The organism is Bacillus sp. B2-WWTP-C-10-Post-4 (assembly GCF_009183805.1).
Classification (GTDB): domain Bacteria; phylum Bacillota; class Bacilli; order Bacillales; family Bacillaceae_G; genus Bacillus_A; species Bacillus_A cereus.
The window spans coordinates 1-22,615 of sequence record NZ_WEII01000024.1 but is presented as its reverse complement, the minus strand read 5'-3'; the positions used below and the strand labels follow the sequence as shown (position 1 = coordinate 22,615).

The following is a 22,615-nucleotide window of genomic DNA, read 5'->3' as shown; positions in this document are numbered from 1 at the left end:
ATATTTGTGCCGAATGTAGAGGGTACTACAAGAGTTTTCCATTATCTATCGAATTAGTTAGTCATGATTACGGACAGGGGATTTTGGCGTGTTTGATTCTATCAGAAAGTAAAGTATGGGGAGGATCACAATGTCGATGAAAAAACGTAAGTGGCTAAAGACAATGTTTACTGGTTGTGTTTTAGGTTCGTTATTAATAACGGCAGCTTGTTCAGGAAAGAAAACAAGTACAGAGGATGAAAAAACGATTAAGGTAGGAGTTCTTGCTTCTTTAACAGGACCGCTAGAATCGTATGGAAAACAAACAGTGAACGGATTTGAATTAGGGTTAGACTATGCAACTGGTGGAACTGGGAAAGTAGATGGGAAAAAGATTAAGTTTGTTGTAGAAGATACAGAAACGAAAGCTGATGTAGCAGTTAAAAAAGCTACGAAGTTATTAGAAGAAGAGAAAGTTGATTTTTTAGTTGGATCGTCTAGTTCAAGTGATACGTTAGCGGTTTTACCACTGGCCGGGGAATATGAAAAGATTATGGTTGTAGAACCGGCAGTTGCGGATAGTATTACCGGGAAGAACTGGAATAAATATATTTTTAGAACTGGAAGAAGTTCCTCACAAGATGCGATTGCAGGAGCAGCGGCAATTGCGAAAAAAGGTGTAAAGATTGCGACATTTGCCCCAGATAACGCTTTTGGTCGTGAAGGGATTGCTGCATTTAAAGCGGGTGCGAAAAAATTAGGTGCGAGCATTGTGAATGAGCAATACGCGGATACAAATTCAACAGATTTTACAGCGAATATTCAAAATATCATTAGTTCAAAACCAGATTATTTATTTATCGTTTGGGCAGGGGCAAATTCACCTTGGAAACAGTTGAAAGATATGAATGTGGAAGCGCAAGGTATTAAAATTTCTACAGGTGCGCCAGATATACCAGCATTAAAAACAATGGATGCATTAGTAGGTATGCAAGGTTTTTCTGTATATTATCACACACTTCCAAAAAATAAAGTGAATGATTGGCTAGTTGAAGAGCATAAAAAACGTTTTAATGGTGTAGTGCCAGATTTGTTTACAGCGGGAGGAATGTCAGCAGCAATTTCTATTGTAGAAGCCTTAAAGAAAACAAAAGGTGATACAGATGTAGATACCTTGATTAAGAAAATGGAAGGAATGGAATTTGATACACCGAAAGGAAAGATGAAGTTTAGAGAGAAGGACCACCAAGCGATGCAGACGCTGTATTCTATCACATTGAAAAAGCAAGATGGTGTTGATTATCCGGTGCCAGTGTTAGAGCGAGAATTAACGATGAAAGAAACAGAACCACCAGTTCAAAATAAATAGACTGAATTTTCTGTTGTTTTTGTATAAAGAGGGGGGACCCTCTTTATACATATTTCCTTCATACTCACGGCTTTAAAGGGAGGGATTTCGTGACACATTTGCTAGAGACGAAAAATCTTAGTGTATCTTTTGGTGAACATCAAGTTATTAAAGATGTAAATTTAACTGTCCAAAAAGGAAAGCTCATTTCTATTATCGGGCCAAATGGTGCGGGGAAGACAACATTATTTAATTTACTAAGTGGACAGATTTCACCTACAACAGGTGAAGTGTATTTTAAAGGGCAAGATATTACAAAACTATCGATTTCAGATCGAACACGCTTAGGAATCGGTCGCTCTTTTCAGCTTACAAACATATTCCCAGAATTAACGGTACTTGAAAATGTCCGTTTAAGTGTTCAATCATTCGTACAAGATTACTATAGTTTTTTCCCGAGTTCAGCAAAATTAAAGCAACAAGTTGGAGAGGCGAGACGTTTCTTAAAAACAGTATTACTTCACGAGAAAGAGAACATATTAGCGAAAGATTTGGCACATGGAGAGAAAAGAAAGCTAGAACTTGCGATGTTATTAGCTTTAAAAACGGATGTGTTATTACTTGATGAGCCGACGGCAGGTATTTCGGTTGAGGAAGTCCCTGCTATATTACAAGTAATTGAAAATATTAAGAAACATCCAGAGAGCACAATTGTACTTATCGAACACAAAATGGATATGATACTAGGTTTGTCAGATCATCTTATCGTTTTATTTCATGGAGAGTTATTGGCTGAAGGATTGCCAGAAGAAATTATGAAAGATGAGCGTGTACAAAGTGCTTATTTAGGGGGATTATATAGTGGCACTATTACAAGTGAATAGTATAGAAACGTATTTAGATCAGTTTCATATTTTGCAAGGAGTATCTCTTACTGTTGAGAAAGGGACGATTACTGTACTGTTTGGTAGAAACGGGGCAGGGAAAACAACGACATTACGTTCAGTTATGGGGTTTCACCGGATTGCAGATGGTGAAATTTATTATGATAGTGCAAAAGTAAGTGGATTACCTACACATTTAATTTCAAGGAAAGGAATAGGGTATGTACCAGAAAATCAAGGTATTTTTCATGATTTGACAGTAGAAGAAACATTCGCTCTTGCTAGGGGGAAAGGTGAAGAAGTAGAAGGGAAAATAGAGTGGATGCTGGAACTATTTCCGGATTTAAAGCAGTTTTGGAATAAGAAAAGTGGGCTCTTGAGCGGAGGGCAAAAGCAAATGTTGGCTATTTCAAGAGCGTTTATTAATAGTGATGGATTATTACTTATTGATGAGCCGAGCAAAGGGCTATCCCCGATAATGGTGGAGAAATTAATGGTAGCTATTTTGAAGATGAAAGAGAAAACAACAGTTTTACTTGTTGAGCAAAATTTTATGATGGCTAGTCAAATTGGTGATTATTTTTACATTATGGATAACGGACGAATTGTTCATAACGGTTTTATGAATGAATTAAAAAAGGATAAGGAAATGTGTCATAAATATTTAGGAATCTCTTAACATGAATCCGAGGTGAAAAGGGTGGATGTGTTAATCAATTTATTTGTAAATGGGATTTCAACAGGGATGCTCATTTTTTTGTTAGCATCAGGTCTTTCACTTATTTTCGGTCTAATGAGCGTTTTAAACTTTGCACACGGTGGTTTATTTGCATGGGGAGCATTTACAGGTGTTTGGTTATTTAATATGACAGGAAGTTATATATTAGCTTTAGTTGGAGCAGTAGCCATGGGAATGTTCCTAGGATTTATTTTAGAAAGGTTTCTTATTAGACCGGTATATGGAAATCATGTTCGACAGCTGCTCGTTACGCTTGGAGGAATGCTCGTTCTTAGTGAGTGTATTAAAATATTTTGGGGGCCAAACCCTATTAGTGCAAAATTACCGTTATGGTTACAAGGAAGTTTTACATTCGGAGGTATTATATTAATTAAATATCGTCTATTTGTTATTTTGATTGGGATAATTATTTACATCGCACTACTACTATTACTTAAAAAGACGAAGATAGGTCTTATGATCCGTGCAGGTGTAATGGATAAAGAAATGGTTCAAGCGCTTGGTATTAATGTAAAAGCGATATTTTCTTTCGTCTTTTTATTAGGAGCAGGGATGGCAGCTTTGGGAGGATTCTTATTAGCACCGTATTCGGGCGTTATTTTCGCCGAGATGGGCATGCAGTATGCAATTTTAGCTTTTATAGTAGTAATTATCGGTGGATTAGGAAGCGTACAAGGTTCAGCTATTGCTTCTTTAATTGTCGGATTAGCTGGTGCTTTTACAGCGTATTTTATACCAGATGTATCACTTGCAATTAATATGTTAATGTTACTATTTTTCTTAATAGTGAAGCCAACTGGACTTGTTAGTGAAAAGGGGTGAAATGGTGAACAACACATCGGACCGAATTAAAGTATACTTCGGAGTATGTATGCTCATTTGTTTAAGTGTATTTCCGTTCGTAAATGATTCAAGGAGCTTGTTAATTTTGTTCACTCAAATCTTCATCTTTGCTATTTTTGCAATGAGTTTTGATGTATTGCTTGGGTATACAGGAATTGTATCGTTCGGTCATTGTATGTTCTTTGGGATAGGAGCATATGGGGTAGCGCTTTTATTTGATCGACAAGGCGTATCAATAACGAACTTTTTAATTGGAATAGTAGCTGCAATTATCATTTCAGCAATCGTTAGTTATGTAATTGGTTTACTTTCTTTACGGCTGAAAAGTCATTTTTATGCAATGTTAACACTTGCTATTTCACAGTTGTTTTTCGTCCTTGCTGAAAAATGGCGTGGGCTCACTCACGGAGGAGATGGTTTTACATTTGGTGTACCAGACGTATTCCGTAATCGTTTTACGTTTTATTATGTAACACTTATATGTTTACTTATCATTTTTGTTCTCTTACGTCTTTTCACCAAATCTTCTATTGGAAAAGTATTAAAAGCAATTTCACAAAATGAGCAACGTGTTGAAGCACTCGGATATAAAGTGCTTCATTATAAAATTATTGCTAGCATTGTTGCAGGAGTAGTAGCTGCGATTAGCGGTGGTTTATTTGTGATCACATTGCGTTTTGTCAATACGACTGTATTTTCAATTGAAATGACATTAAATGCACTCTTGATGACGATGATTGGTGGGGTTGGAACGTTAATTGGAGCAATTGCAGGAGCTGGAATTATTGAAGCCCTAAAATATTATTTATCAGAACTAGCTACAGAGTATCCGATCTTTGAACGATGGACGATTATTCTTGGTTTATTGTACATTATCGTATTGCTAGTTTTCCCGAAAGGATTAGTTGGCACGGTTAAGGGGCTGAAGAATATGAAACGGAATAAGAAGGAGAAAAGTGCAAAAGTGGAGCAAAATGTGTGAAAAATCAATTGTATAGAATATGAAAATCCCTCTTTTAGATTCATAAAGGAGGGATTTTTTATTAACCAAATAGTTCATCAGGGATTTGTTTGAAAGAGTTTTGATTTGTAAAAAAATGAACAGCTAATTTCTCAACTGGAACATCTTCAATTGGTACCAATTTATCATTTTTAATCGGTAAAAAAGCTATTCCTTTTCCATCATCAATAAACGCTTCCATAAGCGAATAAGAATCCAACTGTTGAAGTTGTTGCTGAGATAGATTATTTTCTTTTAGAAATTGTATTGTCTTATTTCTAAAAGGGCACTTTTTGTCATTGCTAACGAAGAAAATTTCTTTTGAATAATCAATGGTACATTTTTCTTTCGCTTTTAATAAGCCTACAGAAATTGAGGTCGTGAACACTTTTTTAAACGATGCGTCAGGATAATCCTCATAAGTTATGACCATATCAACTTTTTGTTGCTGAAGTAATTTTTGCAAATGACTACTACTTTCTACATATATTTGATAATTTCTGAAGTTTTCTTCAATACGCTTACTTAAATAATTTGTCAAAATAGATTGTGACGTCGCTATTATATAAGAAGAACCACTCGTTTTAATTTCATCTTTTACTTCTTCTAATAGAGTTAATATTTTATTCGTGTAATCTAATAAAATGTCACCAGCAGGTAACAAGGAAACACCTTTGTTATCTCTATGTAGTAAAGGCGTTTCTAATTCTTGTTCTAATTTTTTGATTCGCTCAGTTACGTTCGGTTGAACATATCCTAACTCTTTAGCAGCTTTACTAATAGAAGCCTCACTGGCAACAGTTTTGAATATAATAAGATCATTTATTTCCATATATCTCAGCCCCTTATGCACTATCATTATAAATGATACCAAACATAATTTATACCTATTTTACGTTAGTCAATCATCGGTTTATCATTATGTATATAGGATAGAAAGTGAGTGATAAACATGATTGGAATGCAATATAAGGTCATTTTGCCAAAGGATTATAATATAAAGAATATTAGGAATAGGGTAAAGGATAATGGGCATAAAACTGATGGTTTTCAAGACCTGAATTTTAAAGCTTATTTAATTACTGAGGTAGGTAAGGACGGGAATTTCTATAACTGTTATGCACCTTTATATATTTGGAATGGCCATGAAGGAATGAACAAATTTATCTTTGAAGGATATTATGATAATATTTTACAATCTTTTGGATGGCAACAAATAAATATAGGTGTTCCATTAGTTGTTAATCTAAGTGATGGATTTAAGAAAAGTAGATATGTTGTTGAATATGCGGGAAGTATTTCTCAAAGTAAAACACTGATTGGGACTCAATTAAACACGATGAATGAAAATGTACAAAACAATGAAAAGTGTTTAGGGGACGTAATCGTTTATAATCCGGATAAATGGAGATATAGTAGGTTTGAGTTTTATGAAGAGAAACCTGATATTGTAGTGAATAAAGGTGTTACAGTATATGAGATTTTACACATTTCACGATGAAATTTTGTTGTATATTAAAAATAAGAAAAGGAATGAAAGTCTATGCCTTTTGTGAAGATTTATTATCCTGAAAACATATTAAATGAAGAAGAGTTGGAAAAAATGGGTGAATGTATCCATCTTTCATTAATTGAACATTTTAACATCCCTGAAAATGATTATTTTCAAATGTTCTTACCTTACCAACAAAACAAATTTTTATATAATCCATATTATTTGTTGGAAAGAGGAGAAAAGAGAACAGAGAATATGATTTATGTTTCTATTACATGTGGACCGGGAAGAACGGTGCAACAGAAAAAAGATTTGTATCAATCGGTATCCTTAAAAATTACGGAATATTCCGATGTTAAAACTTCGGATATTTTTATTACATTAAATGAGACAGCTGCTGAAAACTGGTCATTTGGTCAAGGAATAGCACAAATGGTGAAAATAAAGGGAGAAAAAAATGAAAAACGAACTTATTGAAGTACATATTAAAAAGAAAATGAGAGAAATGTCACCTGCATTTGCTCATTATAGTGAAAAGATATTATTTGAGGAAGTGTGGCGGGATGCCACTTTAACATTAAGAGAAAGAAGTTTGTGTACTGTGTCAGCACTAATCAGTCTCGGTAATACAGAACAATTACAATTTCATCTGAAGCTAGCTAAACAAAATGGGGTTATGGAGAATGAATTGGTTGCATTAATAACACATATGGCTTTTTACGTTGGTTGGCCAAAAGCTATGGCAGCTTTAAATATAGTAATGAATGAAAGGAAAAGTTAAGAATAATGATAAGTAAGAATTCATGTTTATATGAATTCTTACTTATCATTATTTATGCAATACTCTATCGATATATTTATTACATTTTTTCTTGCTTTTTTATCACTTGCGTAGTAAAGTGATAGTAAGATGAACGCTAGGAAGTGATGAAACATGCGTGATAATACGATAGGATCATTAATATGGTTACGTTTAATACGATTTACGAACCAAAGTAATCAAATGTCAAATGAGTTTTTAAAACGTTTTGATTTAACGACAGCTCAATTTGATGTGCTTTTGCAAATACGTACGTATCAACCACTAACACAAATGGAGTTAGCTGAAAAGGTAACTGTTACACAAGGTGGCATTTCTCGAATGTTAACTCGTCTTGAAAAAGAAGGATATATTGTACGAAAACAAGATTGGAAAACGAAAACAATTAGTCTTACAGAGCAAGGAGAAGCAGCTTTAGAGAGAGCATTGCCAGAGCAACTTGCATTTCAATCTTCGTTTTTTGATGATGTATTAAATGAAGAAGAGCAGAAAATATTATACGAGCTAATGACGAAAGTTCATAAGCATAGTGAAAAAAAAGAATTACCGCAAGAGTAATTTTTTTTACACTATCAATTGACTAATCAAGTGAAGGTGTAGGTAATACGGAGATATACCTGACTTACCAACGTTTTTAGAAAAAAACTAATACTACTTTATTAAAGGGGAGAGTAACTATGGAAAAATACCGTATAGATATAAGAAAAGGAATTGAGTTTGGATTATATTCAATTGGTGATCATGTTTTAAATCCACATAATGGGGAGAAAATTACGCCAGAGAAAAGAATTCACGAACTAATTGAAACAGCTAAGTTAGCAGATGAGGCAGGGCTTGATGTGTTTGCTGTCGGTGAAAGTCATCAAACGCATTTTACAACACAAGCTCATACAGTTATTTTAGGTGCGGTCGCGCAAGCTACGAAAAATATAAAAATTGCAAGTTCAGCAACGATATTAAGTACATCTGACCCAGTTCGAGTATATGAGGATTTCGCTACAATTGACTTGATTTCTAATGGACGTGCAGAAATTGTGGCTGGTCGTGGATCTCGTATTGGAGGATATAGTTTACTTGGTTATGACGTGAATGATTATGAAGAATTATTCGAAGAGAAGATGGATCTTTTATTAAAAATTAATAACGAGGAACATGTAACATGGAATGGACAGTTCAGAGCACCGCTCGCACATGCATCGGTTATTCCGAGAGCGAAAAATAATAACTTACCAATTTGGCGTGCGGTTGGAGGTCCACCAGCTAGTGCAATTAAAGCGGGACGCGCGGGTGTACCAATGATGATAACAACACTTGGTGGTCCAGCAATTAACTTTAAAGTGTCAGTAGATGCTTACCGCGAGGCGGCTGTACAAAGTGGATTTGATTCAGCTAGTTTACCAGTTGCGACAACGAGTTTATTTTATACGGCAAAAAATTCACAAGATGCACTTAGTGAATATTACCCTCACATTAATGCTGGTATGCTTACACTGCGCGGTGGTGGGTATCCGAAACAGCAATTTACAAATGCAATAGATTACCGTGATGCTTTAATGGTTGGTAGCCCACAACAAATCATTGAGAAAATGCTGTACCAATATGAATTATTTGGCCAACAACGCTTTATGGCACAAATTGATTTTGGCGGTGTACCATTTGATAAAATTGAGAAAAATATTGAATTAATTGCTACTGAAATTTTACCAGCCGTTAGAAAACATACAGCAAAATAAATAAAAAAACTGAGAGTCTAATCGACTTTCAGTTTTTTTTATTTGTTCTGGAAAAATGACAAAAAAATGAACTTTTAGTCGAGGAAGAGGGAAGCTATTTTCTATTTTTGAATAACATTATTTCGAGTTTGAATTTTAAAAATACATTTTTCTCTTGACAAAAAACAAGCGTTTATCGAGGGTAGTTTCGAGGACATTTTTTCGGGTGAAAGTCAAGTGTATGAAGAGAAAAACGATTGTTTTATAGATATAAAAGTAAGAAGTATATTGAAAAAACACATTTTGCTAATGAGAAAAATCTGATTCAAAAAAATGACAAAAGACATATTTCAGACAAAATGATGTCAATAATACGTAAAAAATAACCTGAATTTACTATGCAGGTATATTATACAATTCGATTAACGAATAAAACACTACAGAAATAGTGAAAAGGTAAAAAATAGCATTACAATAGTTTGAAAAACTGAAACTTCATATTTTTCGACAATACATACAAAATGTTTTTGTCTTTTCGTATTTCTTAATAATTGAGTTTGATAAGATTGCTCAATTAACTTTTATTATAAAAACTATGAAGGAAGTGATTTTAGTATGGAAACGCTCGAATTGGCACGAATACAGTTCGCATCAACAACGATTTTCCATTACTTTTTTGTTCCGCTGTCAATTGGTTTAGCTTTTATTATTGCGATCATGCAAACGTTGTATGTGGTAAAAGGGCAAGAAGTATATAAGAAGATGGCAAAGTTTTGGACGCAATTATTCCTTATTAACTTTGCAGTAGGTGTAGTAACAGGTATTTTACAAGAATTCCAGTTTGGTATGAACTGGTCAACGTATTCACGTTTTGTAGGTGATGTATTTGGTCCATCACTTGCGATTGAAGGATTACTGGCATTTTTCATTGAGTCTACATTCCTGGGGTTATGGGTATTTGGTGAGGATAAATTACCGAAGCGAATTCACTTAATGTGTATTTGGCTCCTTTCAATTGGAACGATGTTATCAGCATTCTGGATTTTAACTGCAAGTGCATTTATGCAGTCACCTGTCGGGTATGAAATGGCAGCTGATGGTCGTGCGCAAATGAATGATTTCTTAGCCATTATTCAAAACCCACAACTATGGGTACAATTCCCGCATACAATTACAGCGGCAATTGCAACAGGTGCATTCTTTATTGCTGGTGTAAGTGCATGGAAAATTACAAAAGGACGAGAAACTGTAGTATTTAAAAAATCTTTCCGAATTTCTATCATTGTTGGAACAATTACAACGGCGCTTGTATTATTCTTCGGTCATGCACAAGCGCAACAATTAATTAAGACACATCCAATGAAGATGGCGGCAGCTGAAGCGCTATGGAATACAAGTGAGGATCCAGCACCATTTACAGTATTTTCGAAAATTGATACAGAGAAGAAAGAAAATTCGTTTGAAATTCAAATCCCTTATATGCTAAGTCTATTATCGTATGATAAGTTTAGCGGTCAAGTTGAAGGGATGAATCAAATTCAAAAACAATATGAGGAAAAATATGGACCTGGAGATTATATTCCTCCAGTGCATACAATGTTTTGGAGTTTTAGAGCGATGGTAATGAGTGGAACATTCATGCTTCTTCTAGGAGCTTACGGATGGTTCTTATCAAGAAAAGATCGTTTAGCGGAAAAAACGTGGTATTTAAAATTAATGGTGTATGCAATTTCTCTTCCATTCATCGGTAATACAGTAGGGTGGATTATGACTGAAATGGGTCGTCAACCTTGGGTTGTATTTGGTGTAATGAAAACAGAAGATGCTGTATCACCAAATGTAACATTCGGTGAAGTATTATTCTCACTTATTTCATTCACATCAATGTATTTAATTATGGGTGGAATTTGTGTGTACTTATTTGTTCGTACCATTAAGGGCCACACGAATAAGAAAACGAAAAAGGATTATCAAAGCCATGATCCATTTGATAAGGAGGAAGAGTATGTTATCTCTTAATGAGTTATGGTTTTTAGTTATTGCAATCTTGTTTGTTGGATTCTTCGTACTGGAAGGTTTCGACTTTGGGGTAGGAATGGTTTCGAGGTTTTTAGGAAAGAATGATTTTGAAAAACGAGTTTACTTAAATACAATAGGACCGTTCTGGCACGCGAATGAAGTATGGCTTGTTTGTGCTGGCGGAGCGATGTTTGCGGCATTTCCGCACTGGTATGCAACTTTATTTAGTGGTTTTTATATTCCGTTTGTATTTATGCTTCTTGCTTTAATTTTAAGAGGTGTTTCCTTTAAATTTCGTGCGAAAATAGATAATCATAAATGGAAGAGTGCATGGGATTGGGGAATGTTTATTGGAAGTATGTTACCTCCTATCCTTTGGGGAGTTGCGATTGCAAACTTTATGGTAGGTGTACCTATTGATGAGAGTAAAAATGTTGTAGGTGGATTCTTGCAATTACTTCATCCATTTGCGTTACTTGGAGGAGTAATGTTTCTCCTGCTATGTATTGTTCACGGATTACAATTTCTTACGATACGTACAACTGGTAAATTGAGAGAACGTGCACGAATTGCTGCAATAAAAATTGCGCCATTTTCATTAATTACACTTCTTGTTTTTGCTGGTGTGGGGTTATGGAAAACCGACATTTTCACTGCTCATGGAACAGAATGGATTATGGTGCCAATCGGAGCTTTTGTAGCACTATTAGTGTCCACTTTATTAAATAAAAGAAGAAGAGATGGTTGGGCTTTCTTTATGACGAGTTTAACAATCATTTTACTAAGTGCGAGTGTATTTATCGGTATGTTCCCACGTGTTATGATTAGCTCTTTAGGAGCAATGAATGATTTGACAATTTACAACGCAGCATCAGGAGCTTATGCATTAAAACTTATGACTTACTTTGCGATTGCTATTTTGCCTTTCGTTATCGGAAGTCAAATATGGAGTTATTATGTATTTAGACAACCTGTTAAGTCAGACAACGATTTGGAGTACTAATGAAAAGAAAAAGAGGACTTCCGTCTTATCCCGGTAGCCGTATTTTATATGTAGCGTTAACGATTATTAGTATTTTAGAAGCTTTTAGTATTATTGCGCAAACAATCTTTTTAGCACGAGCTATTACGTTTTTATTTCATGGAGAGACAGTACAAACAATATTAAGTGAAATTGTTTATTTTGGTATCGCGTTTGCAGCGCGTCACATAGTAGTTCGAACATCACAAATATTAGTGGAACGTTTTGCTGAAAAAACAGGGTCGTTACTAAGAAAACAACTAGTAGAGGCATATTTCACATTAGGTCCAAGGTATGTTCAAACTGTTGGGACTGGTCATCTGGTTACCTTATCAATTGAAGGGATTGAGAAATTTAAAACATATATTGAATTAACGATTCCTAAAATGATTAGAAGTAGCATCGTTCCAGGTCTAATTGTACTATATGTTTTTACGCTAGATATTGAGTCTGGAATCATTTTAGTTGTAACGATTCCTATCGTGATCATATTTATGATTCTTCTCGGATTAGCAGCGCAAAAAATGGCAGATAGTCAGTACGAGATATATCGTGTACTTTCGAACCATTTTGTAGATACGTTAAAAGGTTTAGAAACATTAAAGTATTTAGGGAAAAGTGAACAGCACGAAGGAAAGATTGAAAAAGTAAGTAAAAGGTATAGAAAAGCAACGATGCGTACTTTGCGAGTTGCTTTTCTTTCTTCTTTTGCATTAGATTTCTTTACGAGTTTATCAATTGCGTTTGTGGCAGTTGGATTAGGGATACGTTTAATAGATGGAACGATTATACTATTACCAGCCCTTACAATTTTGATTTTAGCTCCGGAATATTTTCTGCCGATTAAACAAGTGGGAGCAAATTATCATGCGACATTAGATGGACAAATTGCGATGGAGCAAATAGAAGAGATTTTGCAACAACAAAAAGGAATACAAAAGAAAGATTTAAATGAAGATATAGTATGGAATGCCTCTAGTAGCTTGAAATTACAAGACATCAAAGTTAATAATACTGAATCTGAAAAGGCTATATTAGAAGGAATTAATTTTACTTGGGAAGGTAACGGTGCTATTGGTGTTATTGGTGAAAGTGGTGCAGGCAAATCGACGTTAATCGACGTATTAGCAGGTTTTTTATCTCCTTCGAGTGGAAAGATGTTAGTAAATGGTGTAGAAGTTGATGGATCTACTCGTGAAGATTGGCAAAAAAATATCGCTTATATTCCGCAGCAACCTTATATTTTTCCGCTTTCATTAAAGGATAACATTTGTTTTTATGAAACAAATGCAACAGATGAAGAAGTTGAAAGAGTTATTAATGAAGTCGGCCTTCGTTCACTCGTTACATCACTTCCAAATGGGATGCACGAAAGAATTGGAGAAGGTGGACGTATGCTAAGTGGCGGACAAGAACAGCGTGTTGCTATGGCGCGTGCGCTTTTAAGTAAAAAACCAATCATTTTATTAGATGAGCCTACGGCACATCTTGATATTGAAACCGAATTTGAAATAAAGCAAGCGATGTTACGTCTATTTAATGGAAAGTTAGTATTTTTAGCAACCCACCGTCTACATTGGATGAAACAAATGGACCATATTCTTATTTTAAATAAAGGGGAAATGAAAGAAAGTGGGACGTATGAAGAACTTTTAGAGAATGAGACATTACATTTTCATAGGGAAGAGAGGGGAGAGAAATGAGTAACTGGGTTAAACCTTATATAAAACAAAATAAAGGTAGAATGACTTTAACTATTTTCCTTGGTCTTCTTGGAGTTAGTTCAGGAGCGATGTTACTTTTTATTTCAGGTTATTTGATCTCAAAATCTGCCCTTAGACCAGAAAATGTAATGGCTGTATATGTTCCTATTGTTGCAACAAGAGCGTTTAGTATAGGGCAAGCTGTATTTCATTATATAGAGCGCTTAGTCGGACATGATGTCGTACTACGTATATTAGAAAAAATGAGAACGAGGCTATATATAATAGTAGAACCACAGGCGTTATTTTTCCGTTCTCGATTTCAAACGGGTGATATGTTAGGAGTGTTATCCGAAGATATAGAGCATTTGCAAAACCTATATTTACGTACAATATTTCCTAGCATATTAGCGCTAGTTGTTTATAGTATCTTCGTACTTATTATCGGTGCATTTGATTTTGTTTTTGCACTTATTGTAGGTTGTATGTTAGCTATTATCGTTTTTCTTCTTCCGTTTGTATCATTACTTTTGATGAAGAAACATCATGTTACTTTAAAGCAAGGAAGAAACCGTTTGTATCAACAACTGACAGATGCTGTTTTTGGATTATCTGATTGGCAAGCAAGTGGTCGTAAAGATGAATTTATTAATGAGTATGTAAAACAAAATGATCAGTTGTTAAAAATCGAAAAGAGAGTGAAACGCTGGTATCATATTCGGGACAGTATCATTCAATTAGTAGTAGGTATTGTAGTTATTTCGATGATCATATGGACTGGGAATGAAGCGGCAAGTGAACAAATTGCTCCTACAGTTATCGCAGCTTTCGTATTAATGACTTTATCTGTAACGAACGCGCTTATTCCTATTGCAGATGCCATCGATCGAATACCGTCGTATGTAGAATCTACCCATCGTCTTAATGGCGTAGAAAGTGATAGTGTTTTACATGATGAAACGGATTTGCATGGAGAGAAAGATTATATTGAACCAAAGCATGTAGATATTGAACTGAATCACGTATCGTATAGTTATCCAGATAGTAATGAGATTGTATTAAAAGATGTATCATTACAAATAAAAGCAGGGAAGAAAATTGCTATTTTAGGGAGAAGTGGGACAGGGAAATCTACTTTACTAAAATTGTTAACAGGGGCGTTAAGCCCAGTAAATGGCCAAGTTGTACTAAATGGTGAACGAGCTCATACGAATCTTTTATCTAAATATATTTCTGTATTAAATCAAAAGCCGCATTTGTTTGATACGACAATTGGAAATAATGTACGAATTGGCAAACCAGAGGCGACGGATGAAGAGATATGGAAAGCTTTAGAGAAAGCACAATTAGCTTCACATGTTACTTCTCTTCCAGACGGATTACAAACAAAAATGCATGAAATGGGAAAGCGGTTTTCTGGTGGAGAAAGACAAAGGGTTGCTTTTGCTAGAACTCTTATGCAAGAAACACCAATTATTGTACTTGATGAACCGACTATCGGTTTAGATCCAAAAACAGAATTGTCTTTAATTGAAACAATGTTTTCTGCAACGGAAGAAAAGACGGTTATTTGGATTACGCACCATCTTGTAGGAATAGAACATGTAGACGAAGTTATATTCCTTGATCGTGGCCAAATTGTCATGCAAGGTAGTCATAAACAACTTCTGAAAGAAAATGAAAAGTATCGTAAACTTTATGAGTTAGATAAAGGAATATAATTTGAATAAGCAATAATTGTAAAAATAGCTACGCCTAATGGTGGAGCTATTTTTTTTGTTAGATTGCAGGTGTATATGATTGTTACGAATTAAAAATGAATTTCATATTATACATATAATGGAGGGGATGTACATGAAGGAGCAATATAAAATCATTGTTTTAAGTGATGAATTATCAGGGGATAGGATTCGAAATACGTTAGACAAAAATAAATGTAAAACAATAGTTCATGTTGTGGACGTTTCAGATGTTGTTCGTCTAGAAAGTTCTTTTCAATATATAGTCATTTGGAGAGGGGACGCAGAAAAACTTACAAATGACTTGATAAATAGGGGCGTGCAAAGTTCAAAAATTATTAATTTAACAAAATACATGTATGAATGGAAGGATAAATTAATTTCTATCTATCAAATAAATCCGGATCTTATGTCTTTATACATTTCTATGAAAAAAGCAAAGAGTGATCCGACGTATGAATTGTTTGCTACCGGTTTGTCTTATCCGCATTGTGGCATAAGTACGGAGCTTCTCTCAAAAAAGTCAATAAAATTAACACTTCCATCGCAAGATCTATACTATGATTATTTAATAGCGTCACAACTTTTATCAAACAATCATTCATTTCAATATTGTTTAATAGGAATAGCCTATTTCTCGTTTTACTTTGATATGTCGTTATCCTCCGAATCATATAGAATTCACAAAGTATATTATCCATTGTTTCAAGATGGTCATCATACTGTAGTTCACTCTCCTCTACCCACTGATGGATTCTCCCATCTAAATACTCCGAAATCACTTCTTTCTATTTTTAATTTGCATTTTGAATATATTTTATTAGATGAACTAAAAGATGAATCATTGATACTGCCTTGGATAAATGCTGAGTGGAATATCACTCCTCTTCACATTCCTTTTGAAGAACACGGGAAAATAAGAGCAGCTTCACATGCTAAATTGGCGTATCCTCAAACTTTAGTTGAAAATAAAATAATTTTTAAAAAATATTTAGAATTACTGTTAAAAAATGATATAAAACCATTAATTGTTGTATTCCCAGTTACTTCACATTATTTCAATTGTAGTAGTAAGAAATTAAAAGAAGATTTTTATAAAGTTATAAATGATTTTCAAACTCAATATTCTTTTCAAATTATAGATCTATTTGATTCACCATTATTTTGTGATGATGATTTTTATGATAGTGATCATATGAATAAAAAAGGTGCAAATAAAATGTCCGCATTATTAAATATGTTTATTCAGGAACGAAAAGTATGATAATTTGTTTCATGTTTGCATAAAAGTATATAGGCTCCATACAGTTAAAGTAATGTGATTTTTGTGTCGCGTATATAAATAATATGCGAAGAGGTGAGAGAGTTAAAATGAGAACTCGTATCGAAAGAACTGAAGAGGTGGTAGAGCAACTTCCGTTGGTAAGTGTATTAATTCCTACGTATAATCGTCCTCGTTACTTTGAAAAGGCGCTATGTAGTGTGTTAGAACAAACGTACCCTAATATAGAAATTATAGTTGGAGATGACAGCACGAATGATGAAACAGAAAAAGTGTTACAAAAATACTTATGTGATCATTCAAATATTATTTATATAAAAAATAAATCAACTCTTGGACAGTTTGAAAATGCGTTAATGTTATTTAATGAAGCGAACGGTGAGTATATAAATTTTTTAATGGATGATGATGTATTTCATGTGAATAAAATTGAAAAAATGATGAAGTATTTTTTCGATGATTTAGATAATGAAATTAAGCTTGTAACATCTCATCGTCAAGTCATTGATGATAAAGGGAAAGAGCTACGACATATTTATTCGACTGTCCGTTTATTTGAAGAGGATACCATTATAGCGGGAACAGAATTAGGAAATAAGGTAATTGTGGATCAAAAAAATTATATTGGAGAACCGACAACAGTTTTATTTCGTAAAAATGATTTACAAGAACCGTTTGGGATTTTTGATAAGAGGCGGTATTTATGTAACGTAGATATAGCTTCATGGTTATCTTTATTAAGTAAAGGAAAAGCTGTATATATAGCAGAGACACTTAGTTACTTTCGATTACATCCAGATCAACAGTTAAATGAATCTAATAAAATGATGGATGGGTTAGAAGATTTTTCACACAGTATTATAGCAGGAGAACAATATGGTTTCTTATCCACTGAAAAAGAGTTAGACAAAGCGATAACTAATTTTCTAGATTATGCAAGAAGGATAGTTCCATCATCAATATTATATACATTAGACTATTACCAAAAAATTAGAGCGAAGAAAATAAACATAGAAAAGAAAAAACAACATATAAATAATAATTCTTCTTTACCGAAAGTAAGTATACTTATTCCTGCATACAATAGACCTTATTACTTGGAATTAGCACTCAACAGCGCTTTGAATCAAACATATGAAAATATTGAAATTATTATTTCTGACGACAGTACAAATGATGAAGTCAATGCTATGATTCAACCGTACTTACGTGAATATGAGTGTATTACATATGTTAAAAATGAAACGCCGTTAGTTGCTGAAAACTTTAATAAGTGTGTAGAACTTGCGAATGGGGACTATATAAACTTTTTATTAGATGATGATTTATTTCATCATGAAAAGATCGAGAGAATGATAAAATACTTTTTGACGTTAGAAAATATTTCATTTGTGACGTCATATCGTGAACTGATTGATGAGAATGGAGAGATATTACCACCTTCAACATTAAATATGAAAATCGCGAAAGAAACTACACTTTTTGAAGGAAAAGAATTAGGGAATTATATGTTAAAAAACTTGAAAAATGTAGTTGGTGAGCCAACAACTGTTTTGTTTAATCGGAATTTGTTTGACGGGAAGTTTGGATATTTTAAAGGAAAGGCTTATTCTGCTATTAATGACATTGCAACTTGGCTAGATATGATGAGGAAAGGAAAAGTAGTTTATATACAAGAACCTCTTAGTTATTTTAGACAACATAGTGGACAAAATCAAAAACAAATGCATTTTATTTTAATGACAATTGAAGAGTGGATTGAATTAATTATAGATGCATATAATAGTGGATTTTTAAGCTCCGAAAGTGAGTATAAAGAGAGTTTATCTTATTGTTTAGAAAATGCGGGATTTATAGTTAAAGATGCAGTAAGAAATGGCGAACTAGATCAAATTTATAATGAAAAGATAAAAAAAGGGTTAAACAAGTTAGTTGCTCATATGTTTGAGAAAGAATTTTGTTATTGTCAATATTGCAATCAACAATTTGAAAAATTTTCACCTTGGCCAGCACATTATGATTTTCCGAAATATAAATTTGAAATGTGGAATAAAGATACAGGGATATGTCCAGTTTGTAATTCGATGGATCGTGAAAGATTGTACCGTGCGTACATTGAAACGGAAACGGACTTGTTAAATAGAAACTATACTATGCTTCATATTGCACCTGAAGCAAAGTTAAGAGATTGGTTTAACGAGTATAAAAATATTACGTATGTATGTGGTGACTTAGAACCAAAGGATCCATTAATGAAGGAAATTGATGTTACAAGGATTACATATGATAGTAATACTTTTGATGTAATATTATGTAGCCATGTGTTAGAACACGTTCCTGATGATGACAAAGCAATGCGAGAGTTATATAGAGTGTTAAAGCCAAATGGATGGGGAATTATTCAAGTACCGATCGTAATGAATGTAGATTTTATTATAGAGAATGAATTAATTGTAACACCACAATTGAGGAAATTAGCTTTTGGTCAAGAAGATCATGTGAGAATTTACAATCAATCGGGATTTATTCAACGATTAATGAATGCAGGATTTAAGGTAGAATTATATAACATAGCGGAAAAACAAGGAATGAAAAGTGCTAGGAAATTTGGATTATCTGAAACAGATATGCTCTATATTGTCCGAAAATGATAGGAAGGAATAGATAGATATGGAGAATATTCCTTTTTTACGTGCTTCAACTGTACCTGTAAGTGAGTATTTGGACGAATTGAAGGAAATTGATACATCTCACATATATACGAATTATGGACCTATAAATCAACGTTTTGAGGAAACAATTATGTCGTCATTTTTTCAAAACAGGGGAGCTGTTACAACAGTAGCAAACGCAACGTTAGGGTTAATGGCGGCTATTCAACTAAAGAAAAGAAGAAAGGGAAAGTATGCTCTCATGCCTAGCTTTACATTCCCTGCGACTGCCTTAGCCGCTATTTGGTGTGGATTGGAACCTTACTTTATTGATATTTCAATAGATGATTGGTATATGGATAAAACCGTACTTTTGCATAAGATAGAAGAATTAAAAGAAGAGGTTGCGATTGTTGTCCCGTACGCCACTTTTGGATCATGGATGAACTTAGAAGAATATGAAGAATTAGAGAAGAAGGGGATTCCGGTTGTCGTAGATGCGGCGCCGGGATTTGGTTTAATGAATGGAGGAATGCATTACGGTCAAGATTTTAGTGGAATGATCGTATATAGCTTTCATGCAACAAAGCCTTTCGGAATTGGTGAAGGAGGGCTCATATATAGTAAAAACGAAGAAGATATACAACGTATTAAAAGAATGGGGAATTTCGGATTTGATAGAAATCGTGAATGCACGATGATGGGGTTTAATTGTAAAATGTCTGAATACGCAGCAGCTATTGGGATTGCGACTATAAAAAAGTGGGATCAAAAATTAAAAGAACGCACTCGTATTTCTGAATGGTATAAACAGTTGTTACAAAATACTGGGTTAATGAAAAAAGGGTGGAAAGTCCAAAAGACAGAAGCAGTTATTCACCAATTTATGCCTATCATTTGTCCAGAAGAAGTTCGCAACATACAAGTAATAGAAGAACTGAAAAAACAGAAAATAGAAGCTAGATTATACTTTTCACCATCTTGCCACCAACAAGTTCTTTTTAAAAACTATAAGTCTACAGATTTAACAAAGACGAATAAAATAGCAAAACGAATCGTAAGTTTACCTTTATGGGAAGGAATGACGAAAGAACTAGTAGAGCAAATTGTAATCTGTTTAGAGCAGAAGGTGGTGTCGGTAGATGAATAGTTTTTATAGTCAAGAAGAACTAAAGGAAATTGGATTTTTATCTGTTGGGAAAAATGTATTGGTTAGTAAAAAAGCAAGTATATATAATCCGAGTGCTATATCAGTTGGCAATCATGTAAGAATTGATGATTTTTGCATTTTAAGTGGTAAAATCACAATTGGAAGTTATTCGCACATATCAGCGTATACAGCGTTATATGGAGGGGAAGTTGGGATTGAAATGCATGATTTTGCAAACATCTCAGCTAAAACAATCGTATATGCAGTACTTGATGATTTCAGTGGAAATACATTAATGGGGCCAACCGTCCCGAATCAATATAGGAATGTGAAAGCAGAAAAAGTTATTTTAAAAAAACATGTGATTATTGGTGCTAATTCTATTATTTTTCCAAATGTAATTGTAGGAGAAGGTACGGCAGTCGGCGCGATGAGTATGGTAAAAGAGAGTTTAGATGATTGGTATATTTACGCTGGAGTTCCCGTAAGGAAAGTAAAACCTCGTCAAAAAAAGATGCTAGAGTTAGAAATTGATTTTTTAAAAAGCATTTATTCTTAACAAAAAAGAATGAATGCTTTTTATTTTTATCCCGCTATTTGCCGATAAAGAGTCGACTGGTGAGGGCTAATTAAAGTTTCACTTTATGATAGAGCAGAGTGTATCTTAACTTATTATGTTTTAAATTTTGCTGACCAAGGCAATACTGAGCCATAGTGAATGTAAAGTTGGAGGGCGAGCGTATATGTTTGATGAGGATGGGATTGTTTTAATTATGGAACCAGCTGATGAAAGAAACTTGAGGAGATTTATTTTTTCAGTGCCAAAGTCAGTGTATGAAAAGAAGGGGCTTACATTACACTATGGAACAGCTATAGGACAAGGGTATATGGATATAATTGAAGATATTATAAGCGTACATATAGAAATAGATGTTGTAACGATAATAGGGCATGTAAGAGGGTAAATAGCTATTTGAAAAAGGTTATAAACAATTTAGCTAGAAGTTATGTATAGAGAAAATTACAGACAATTATAAGGACGAAGGGGGTCTAAAATGAAAATAAAATCAATTGTATTAGTATTCATAGTTTCAATTGGTTTAATGGGATGTTCAATAGTGGAAGAAGGAAAGAACTCCATAGATTATGCTCAAAAGGCGACAGACTATGTAAATGAAATAAGTGCATTTGCAAATGATGCACCAGCATTAGCAGAAAAGGCCGTTAATGATAGCGAGGCTCGAAAAGAATTAGAAACGAAGCTTAGTGAAATTAAACAAGATATACCCGCATTCAATGAATTAACGCCACCTGATGTAGCAAAGGATCTTCATCAACAAATCGTCGGATATAACGAAAAGTTAAATACGTTAATTGATACGGCGAAGACAAAGATAGAAGAAGGCAAAGTGGATGTAGAGCAATTTAAAAACTCTGAGCTTATGCAGACGGTAGATCAAGTTCGAGATTTGAAAGATAAAGTGCAAAATTTAGGTCAATAGTAAAAAGCTCCGTTTGTGATAAACGGAGCTTTTTACTATTGGATACAATAAACGATTACACCAACGATAATAATCATGTTGCCGATGAGTTTACGTTTCGTTATTTTTTCTCCTAGGAAATACCAACCGAAAATTAATATGATGATATAACTTAAGGATTCTAATGCTGATGCTTGTTTTAATGCCATGCCCTTCATGGCGATAACATTTAATCCGGCGTTAATTACAAATAAAGAGTAGCCGATAATAACATAAGGATTCACATATTCTTTTATTCTAGAATCGTATTGTTGCAAAGTAGCTTTTTTTAATAATATTTGTGAGTAATTAGCTAAAATTATCCCGAAAATAAATAATAACATATAACTATTCATCTTTTGTCACCACCACAATCCCGACGATAATAATAGCTGCACCAAGTAAATGATTCCACTGAATCGTATCTCCAAATAGAAATACTGACCAAAGCATTGACCACAGTATAATAATTCCGCGATGTGAATATGCTTTTGAAATTTCGAAATGTTTAATTACTTGTTGCCATAAAATTGCATATCCGAATAAAAGTATAACTAGTCCGAAATAAGCAACAAAAAATGAGATGGAAGCAATGGGGAATTTAGCTGCCCATTTCATGTAAACCATAATGATAGAATATATCAAAAAAGCTACATGTAAAAATACGTAATTTTTAATAGTTGGTTTCATTTATTCACTCTCTTTTGCAT

The 22,615-nt window shown here is 33.8% G+C and carries 23 protein-coding genes; 20 read left to right on the top strand and 3 right to left on the bottom strand.

Annotation, left to right across the window (positions count from 1 at the left end):
* Positions 1–130 precede the first annotated feature (130 nt).
* From GBN78_RS12485 to GBN78_RS12465, 5 genes are all read left to right on the top strand, one after another.
* Positions 131–1,348, top strand: a complete 1,218-nt coding sequence (locus tag GBN78_RS12485) for a substrate-binding domain-containing protein (protein WP_000062005.1) — start codon at positions 131–133, stop codon at positions 1,346–1,348.
* Between the two features lie 89 nt (positions 1,349–1,437).
* Complete coding sequence (locus GBN78_RS12480) at positions 1,438–2,211, top strand: ABC transporter ATP-binding protein (protein WP_000149337.1); 774 nt, start codon at positions 1,438–1,440, stop codon at positions 2,209–2,211.
* Positions 2,189–2,890: an ABC transporter ATP-binding protein gene (locus GBN78_RS12475; protein ID WP_001196718.1), complete on the top strand. Its 702-nt coding sequence runs from the start codon at positions 2,189–2,191 to the stop codon at positions 2,888–2,890. Before GBN78_RS12480 ends, GBN78_RS12475 begins: the two co-directional genes overlap by 23 nt.
* 21 nt (positions 2,891–2,911) lie before the next feature.
* Positions 2,912–3,772, top strand: coding sequence for a branched-chain amino acid ABC transporter permease (locus GBN78_RS12470; protein ID WP_097855747.1), 861 nt, complete (start codon positions 2,912–2,914; stop codon positions 3,770–3,772).
* Positions 3,773–3,821: 49 nt separating this feature from the next.
* Entirely contained in the window at positions 3,822–4,775 is a 954-nt protein-coding gene (locus GBN78_RS12465) for a branched-chain amino acid ABC transporter permease (RefSeq protein ID WP_152127457.1), read from the top strand.
* 61 nt (positions 4,776–4,836) lie between these two features.
* On the opposite strand, the gene GBN78_RS12460 is transcribed toward GBN78_RS12465, so the two are convergent.
* Positions 4,837–5,625, bottom strand: a complete 789-nt coding sequence (locus GBN78_RS12460) for a LysR family transcriptional regulator (RefSeq protein WP_097855745.1) — start codon at positions 5,623–5,625, stop codon at positions 4,837–4,839.
* A 120-nt stretch (positions 5,626–5,745) separates the two neighbouring features.
* Here GBN78_RS12460 and GBN78_RS12455 point away from each other — a divergent pair, with 120 nt between their 5' ends.
* From GBN78_RS12455 to GBN78_RS12385, 15 genes are all read left to right on the top strand, one after another.
* Entirely contained in the window at positions 5,746–6,294 is a 549-nt protein-coding gene (locus GBN78_RS12455) for a DUF4865 family protein (protein WP_097855744.1), read from the top strand.
* A gap of 42 nt (positions 6,295–6,336) precedes the next feature.
* The gene (locus GBN78_RS12450; RefSeq protein WP_097855743.1) at positions 6,337–6,765 is read left to right on the top strand and encodes a tautomerase family protein; all 429 of its coding nucleotides are present in this window, start codon (positions 6,337–6,339) and stop codon (positions 6,763–6,765) included.
* On the top strand, positions 6,746–7,069 hold the full coding sequence (locus tag GBN78_RS12445) for a carboxymuconolactone decarboxylase family protein (protein WP_016117610.1): 324 nt from the start codon (positions 6,746–6,748) through the stop codon (positions 7,067–7,069). Before GBN78_RS12450 ends, GBN78_RS12445 begins: the two co-directional genes overlap by 20 nt.
* A gap of 153 nt (positions 7,070–7,222) precedes the next feature.
* On the top strand, positions 7,223–7,666 hold the full coding sequence (locus GBN78_RS12440) for a MarR family winged helix-turn-helix transcriptional regulator (RefSeq protein ID WP_001205523.1): 444 nt from the start codon (positions 7,223–7,225) through the stop codon (positions 7,664–7,666).
* A 119-nt stretch (positions 7,667–7,785) separates the two neighbouring features.
* Positions 7,786–8,841: an LLM class flavin-dependent oxidoreductase gene (locus GBN78_RS12435; protein ID WP_000417541.1), complete on the top strand. Its 1,056-nt coding sequence runs from the start codon at positions 7,786–7,788 to the stop codon at positions 8,839–8,841.
* 594 nt (positions 8,842–9,435) lie between these two features.
* Entirely contained in the window at positions 9,436–10,839 is a 1,404-nt protein-coding gene (gene cydA / locus GBN78_RS12430; protein WP_000448873.1) for a cytochrome ubiquinol oxidase subunit I, read from the top strand.
* Positions 10,826–11,842, top strand: coding sequence for a cytochrome d ubiquinol oxidase subunit II (cydB, locus tag GBN78_RS12425; RefSeq protein ID WP_000950083.1), 1,017 nt, complete (start codon positions 10,826–10,828; stop codon positions 11,840–11,842). Before cydA ends, cydB begins: the two co-directional genes overlap by 14 nt.
* A complete protein-coding gene (gene cydD, locus GBN78_RS12420) occupies positions 11,842–13,563 on the top strand; it encodes a thiol reductant ABC exporter subunit CydD (RefSeq protein WP_097855742.1) in 1,722 nt (573 codons plus the stop codon). The genes cydB and cydD overlap by 1 nt, the downstream gene beginning before the upstream one ends.
* Complete coding sequence (gene cydC, locus GBN78_RS12415) at positions 13,560–15,284, top strand: thiol reductant ABC exporter subunit CydC (protein ID WP_097855741.1); 1,725 nt, start codon at positions 13,560–13,562, stop codon at positions 15,282–15,284. The genes cydD and cydC overlap by 4 nt, the downstream gene beginning before the upstream one ends.
* Positions 15,285–15,417: 133 nt before the next feature.
* Positions 15,418–16,566, top strand: a complete 1,149-nt coding sequence (locus tag GBN78_RS12410; protein ID WP_152127442.1) for a hypothetical protein — start codon at positions 15,418–15,420, stop codon at positions 16,564–16,566.
* A gap of 107 nt (positions 16,567–16,673) precedes the next feature.
* Positions 16,674–19,235 (top strand): glycosyltransferase, encoded by a 2,562-nt coding sequence (locus GBN78_RS12405; protein ID WP_152127441.1) that lies wholly within the window; start codon positions 16,674–16,676, stop codon positions 19,233–19,235.
* Between the two features lie 19 nt (positions 19,236–19,254).
* The gene (locus GBN78_RS12400) at positions 19,255–20,385 is read left to right on the top strand and encodes a DegT/DnrJ/EryC1/StrS aminotransferase family protein (protein ID WP_152127440.1); all 1,131 of its coding nucleotides are present in this window, start codon (positions 19,255–19,257) and stop codon (positions 20,383–20,385) included.
* The gene (locus GBN78_RS12395; protein WP_001084165.1) at positions 20,378–20,944 is read left to right on the top strand and encodes an acyltransferase; all 567 of its coding nucleotides are present in this window, start codon (positions 20,378–20,380) and stop codon (positions 20,942–20,944) included. The genes GBN78_RS12400 and GBN78_RS12395 overlap by 8 nt, the downstream gene beginning before the upstream one ends.
* Before the next feature lie 184 nt (positions 20,945–21,128).
* A complete protein-coding gene (locus GBN78_RS12390) occupies positions 21,129–21,350 on the top strand; it encodes a hypothetical protein (protein ID WP_000459099.1) in 222 nt (73 codons plus the stop codon).
* A 90-nt stretch (positions 21,351–21,440) separates the two neighbouring features.
* Positions 21,441–21,887 carry a DUF6376 family protein gene (locus tag GBN78_RS12385; RefSeq protein WP_000695229.1) on the top strand — a complete coding sequence of 149 codons (447 nt, stop codon included), beginning with the start codon at positions 21,441–21,443 and terminating at the stop codon, positions 21,885–21,887.
* A gap of 35 nt (positions 21,888–21,922) precedes the next feature.
* Here GBN78_RS12385 and GBN78_RS12380 read toward each other — a convergent pair whose 3' ends face one another.
* Together GBN78_RS12380 and GBN78_RS12375 are read right to left on the bottom strand one after the other, a co-directional pair.
* Positions 21,923–22,261: an EamA family transporter gene (locus tag GBN78_RS12380; protein WP_001089868.1), complete on the bottom strand. Its 339-nt coding sequence runs from the start codon at positions 22,259–22,261 to the stop codon at positions 21,923–21,925.
* The gene (locus tag GBN78_RS12375) at positions 22,254–22,595 is read right to left on the bottom strand and encodes an EamA family transporter (protein ID WP_000805125.1); all 342 of its coding nucleotides are present in this window, start codon (positions 22,593–22,595) and stop codon (positions 22,254–22,256) included. The genes GBN78_RS12380 and GBN78_RS12375 overlap by 8 nt, the downstream gene beginning before the upstream one ends.
* Positions 22,596–22,615: the final 20 nt, after the last annotated feature.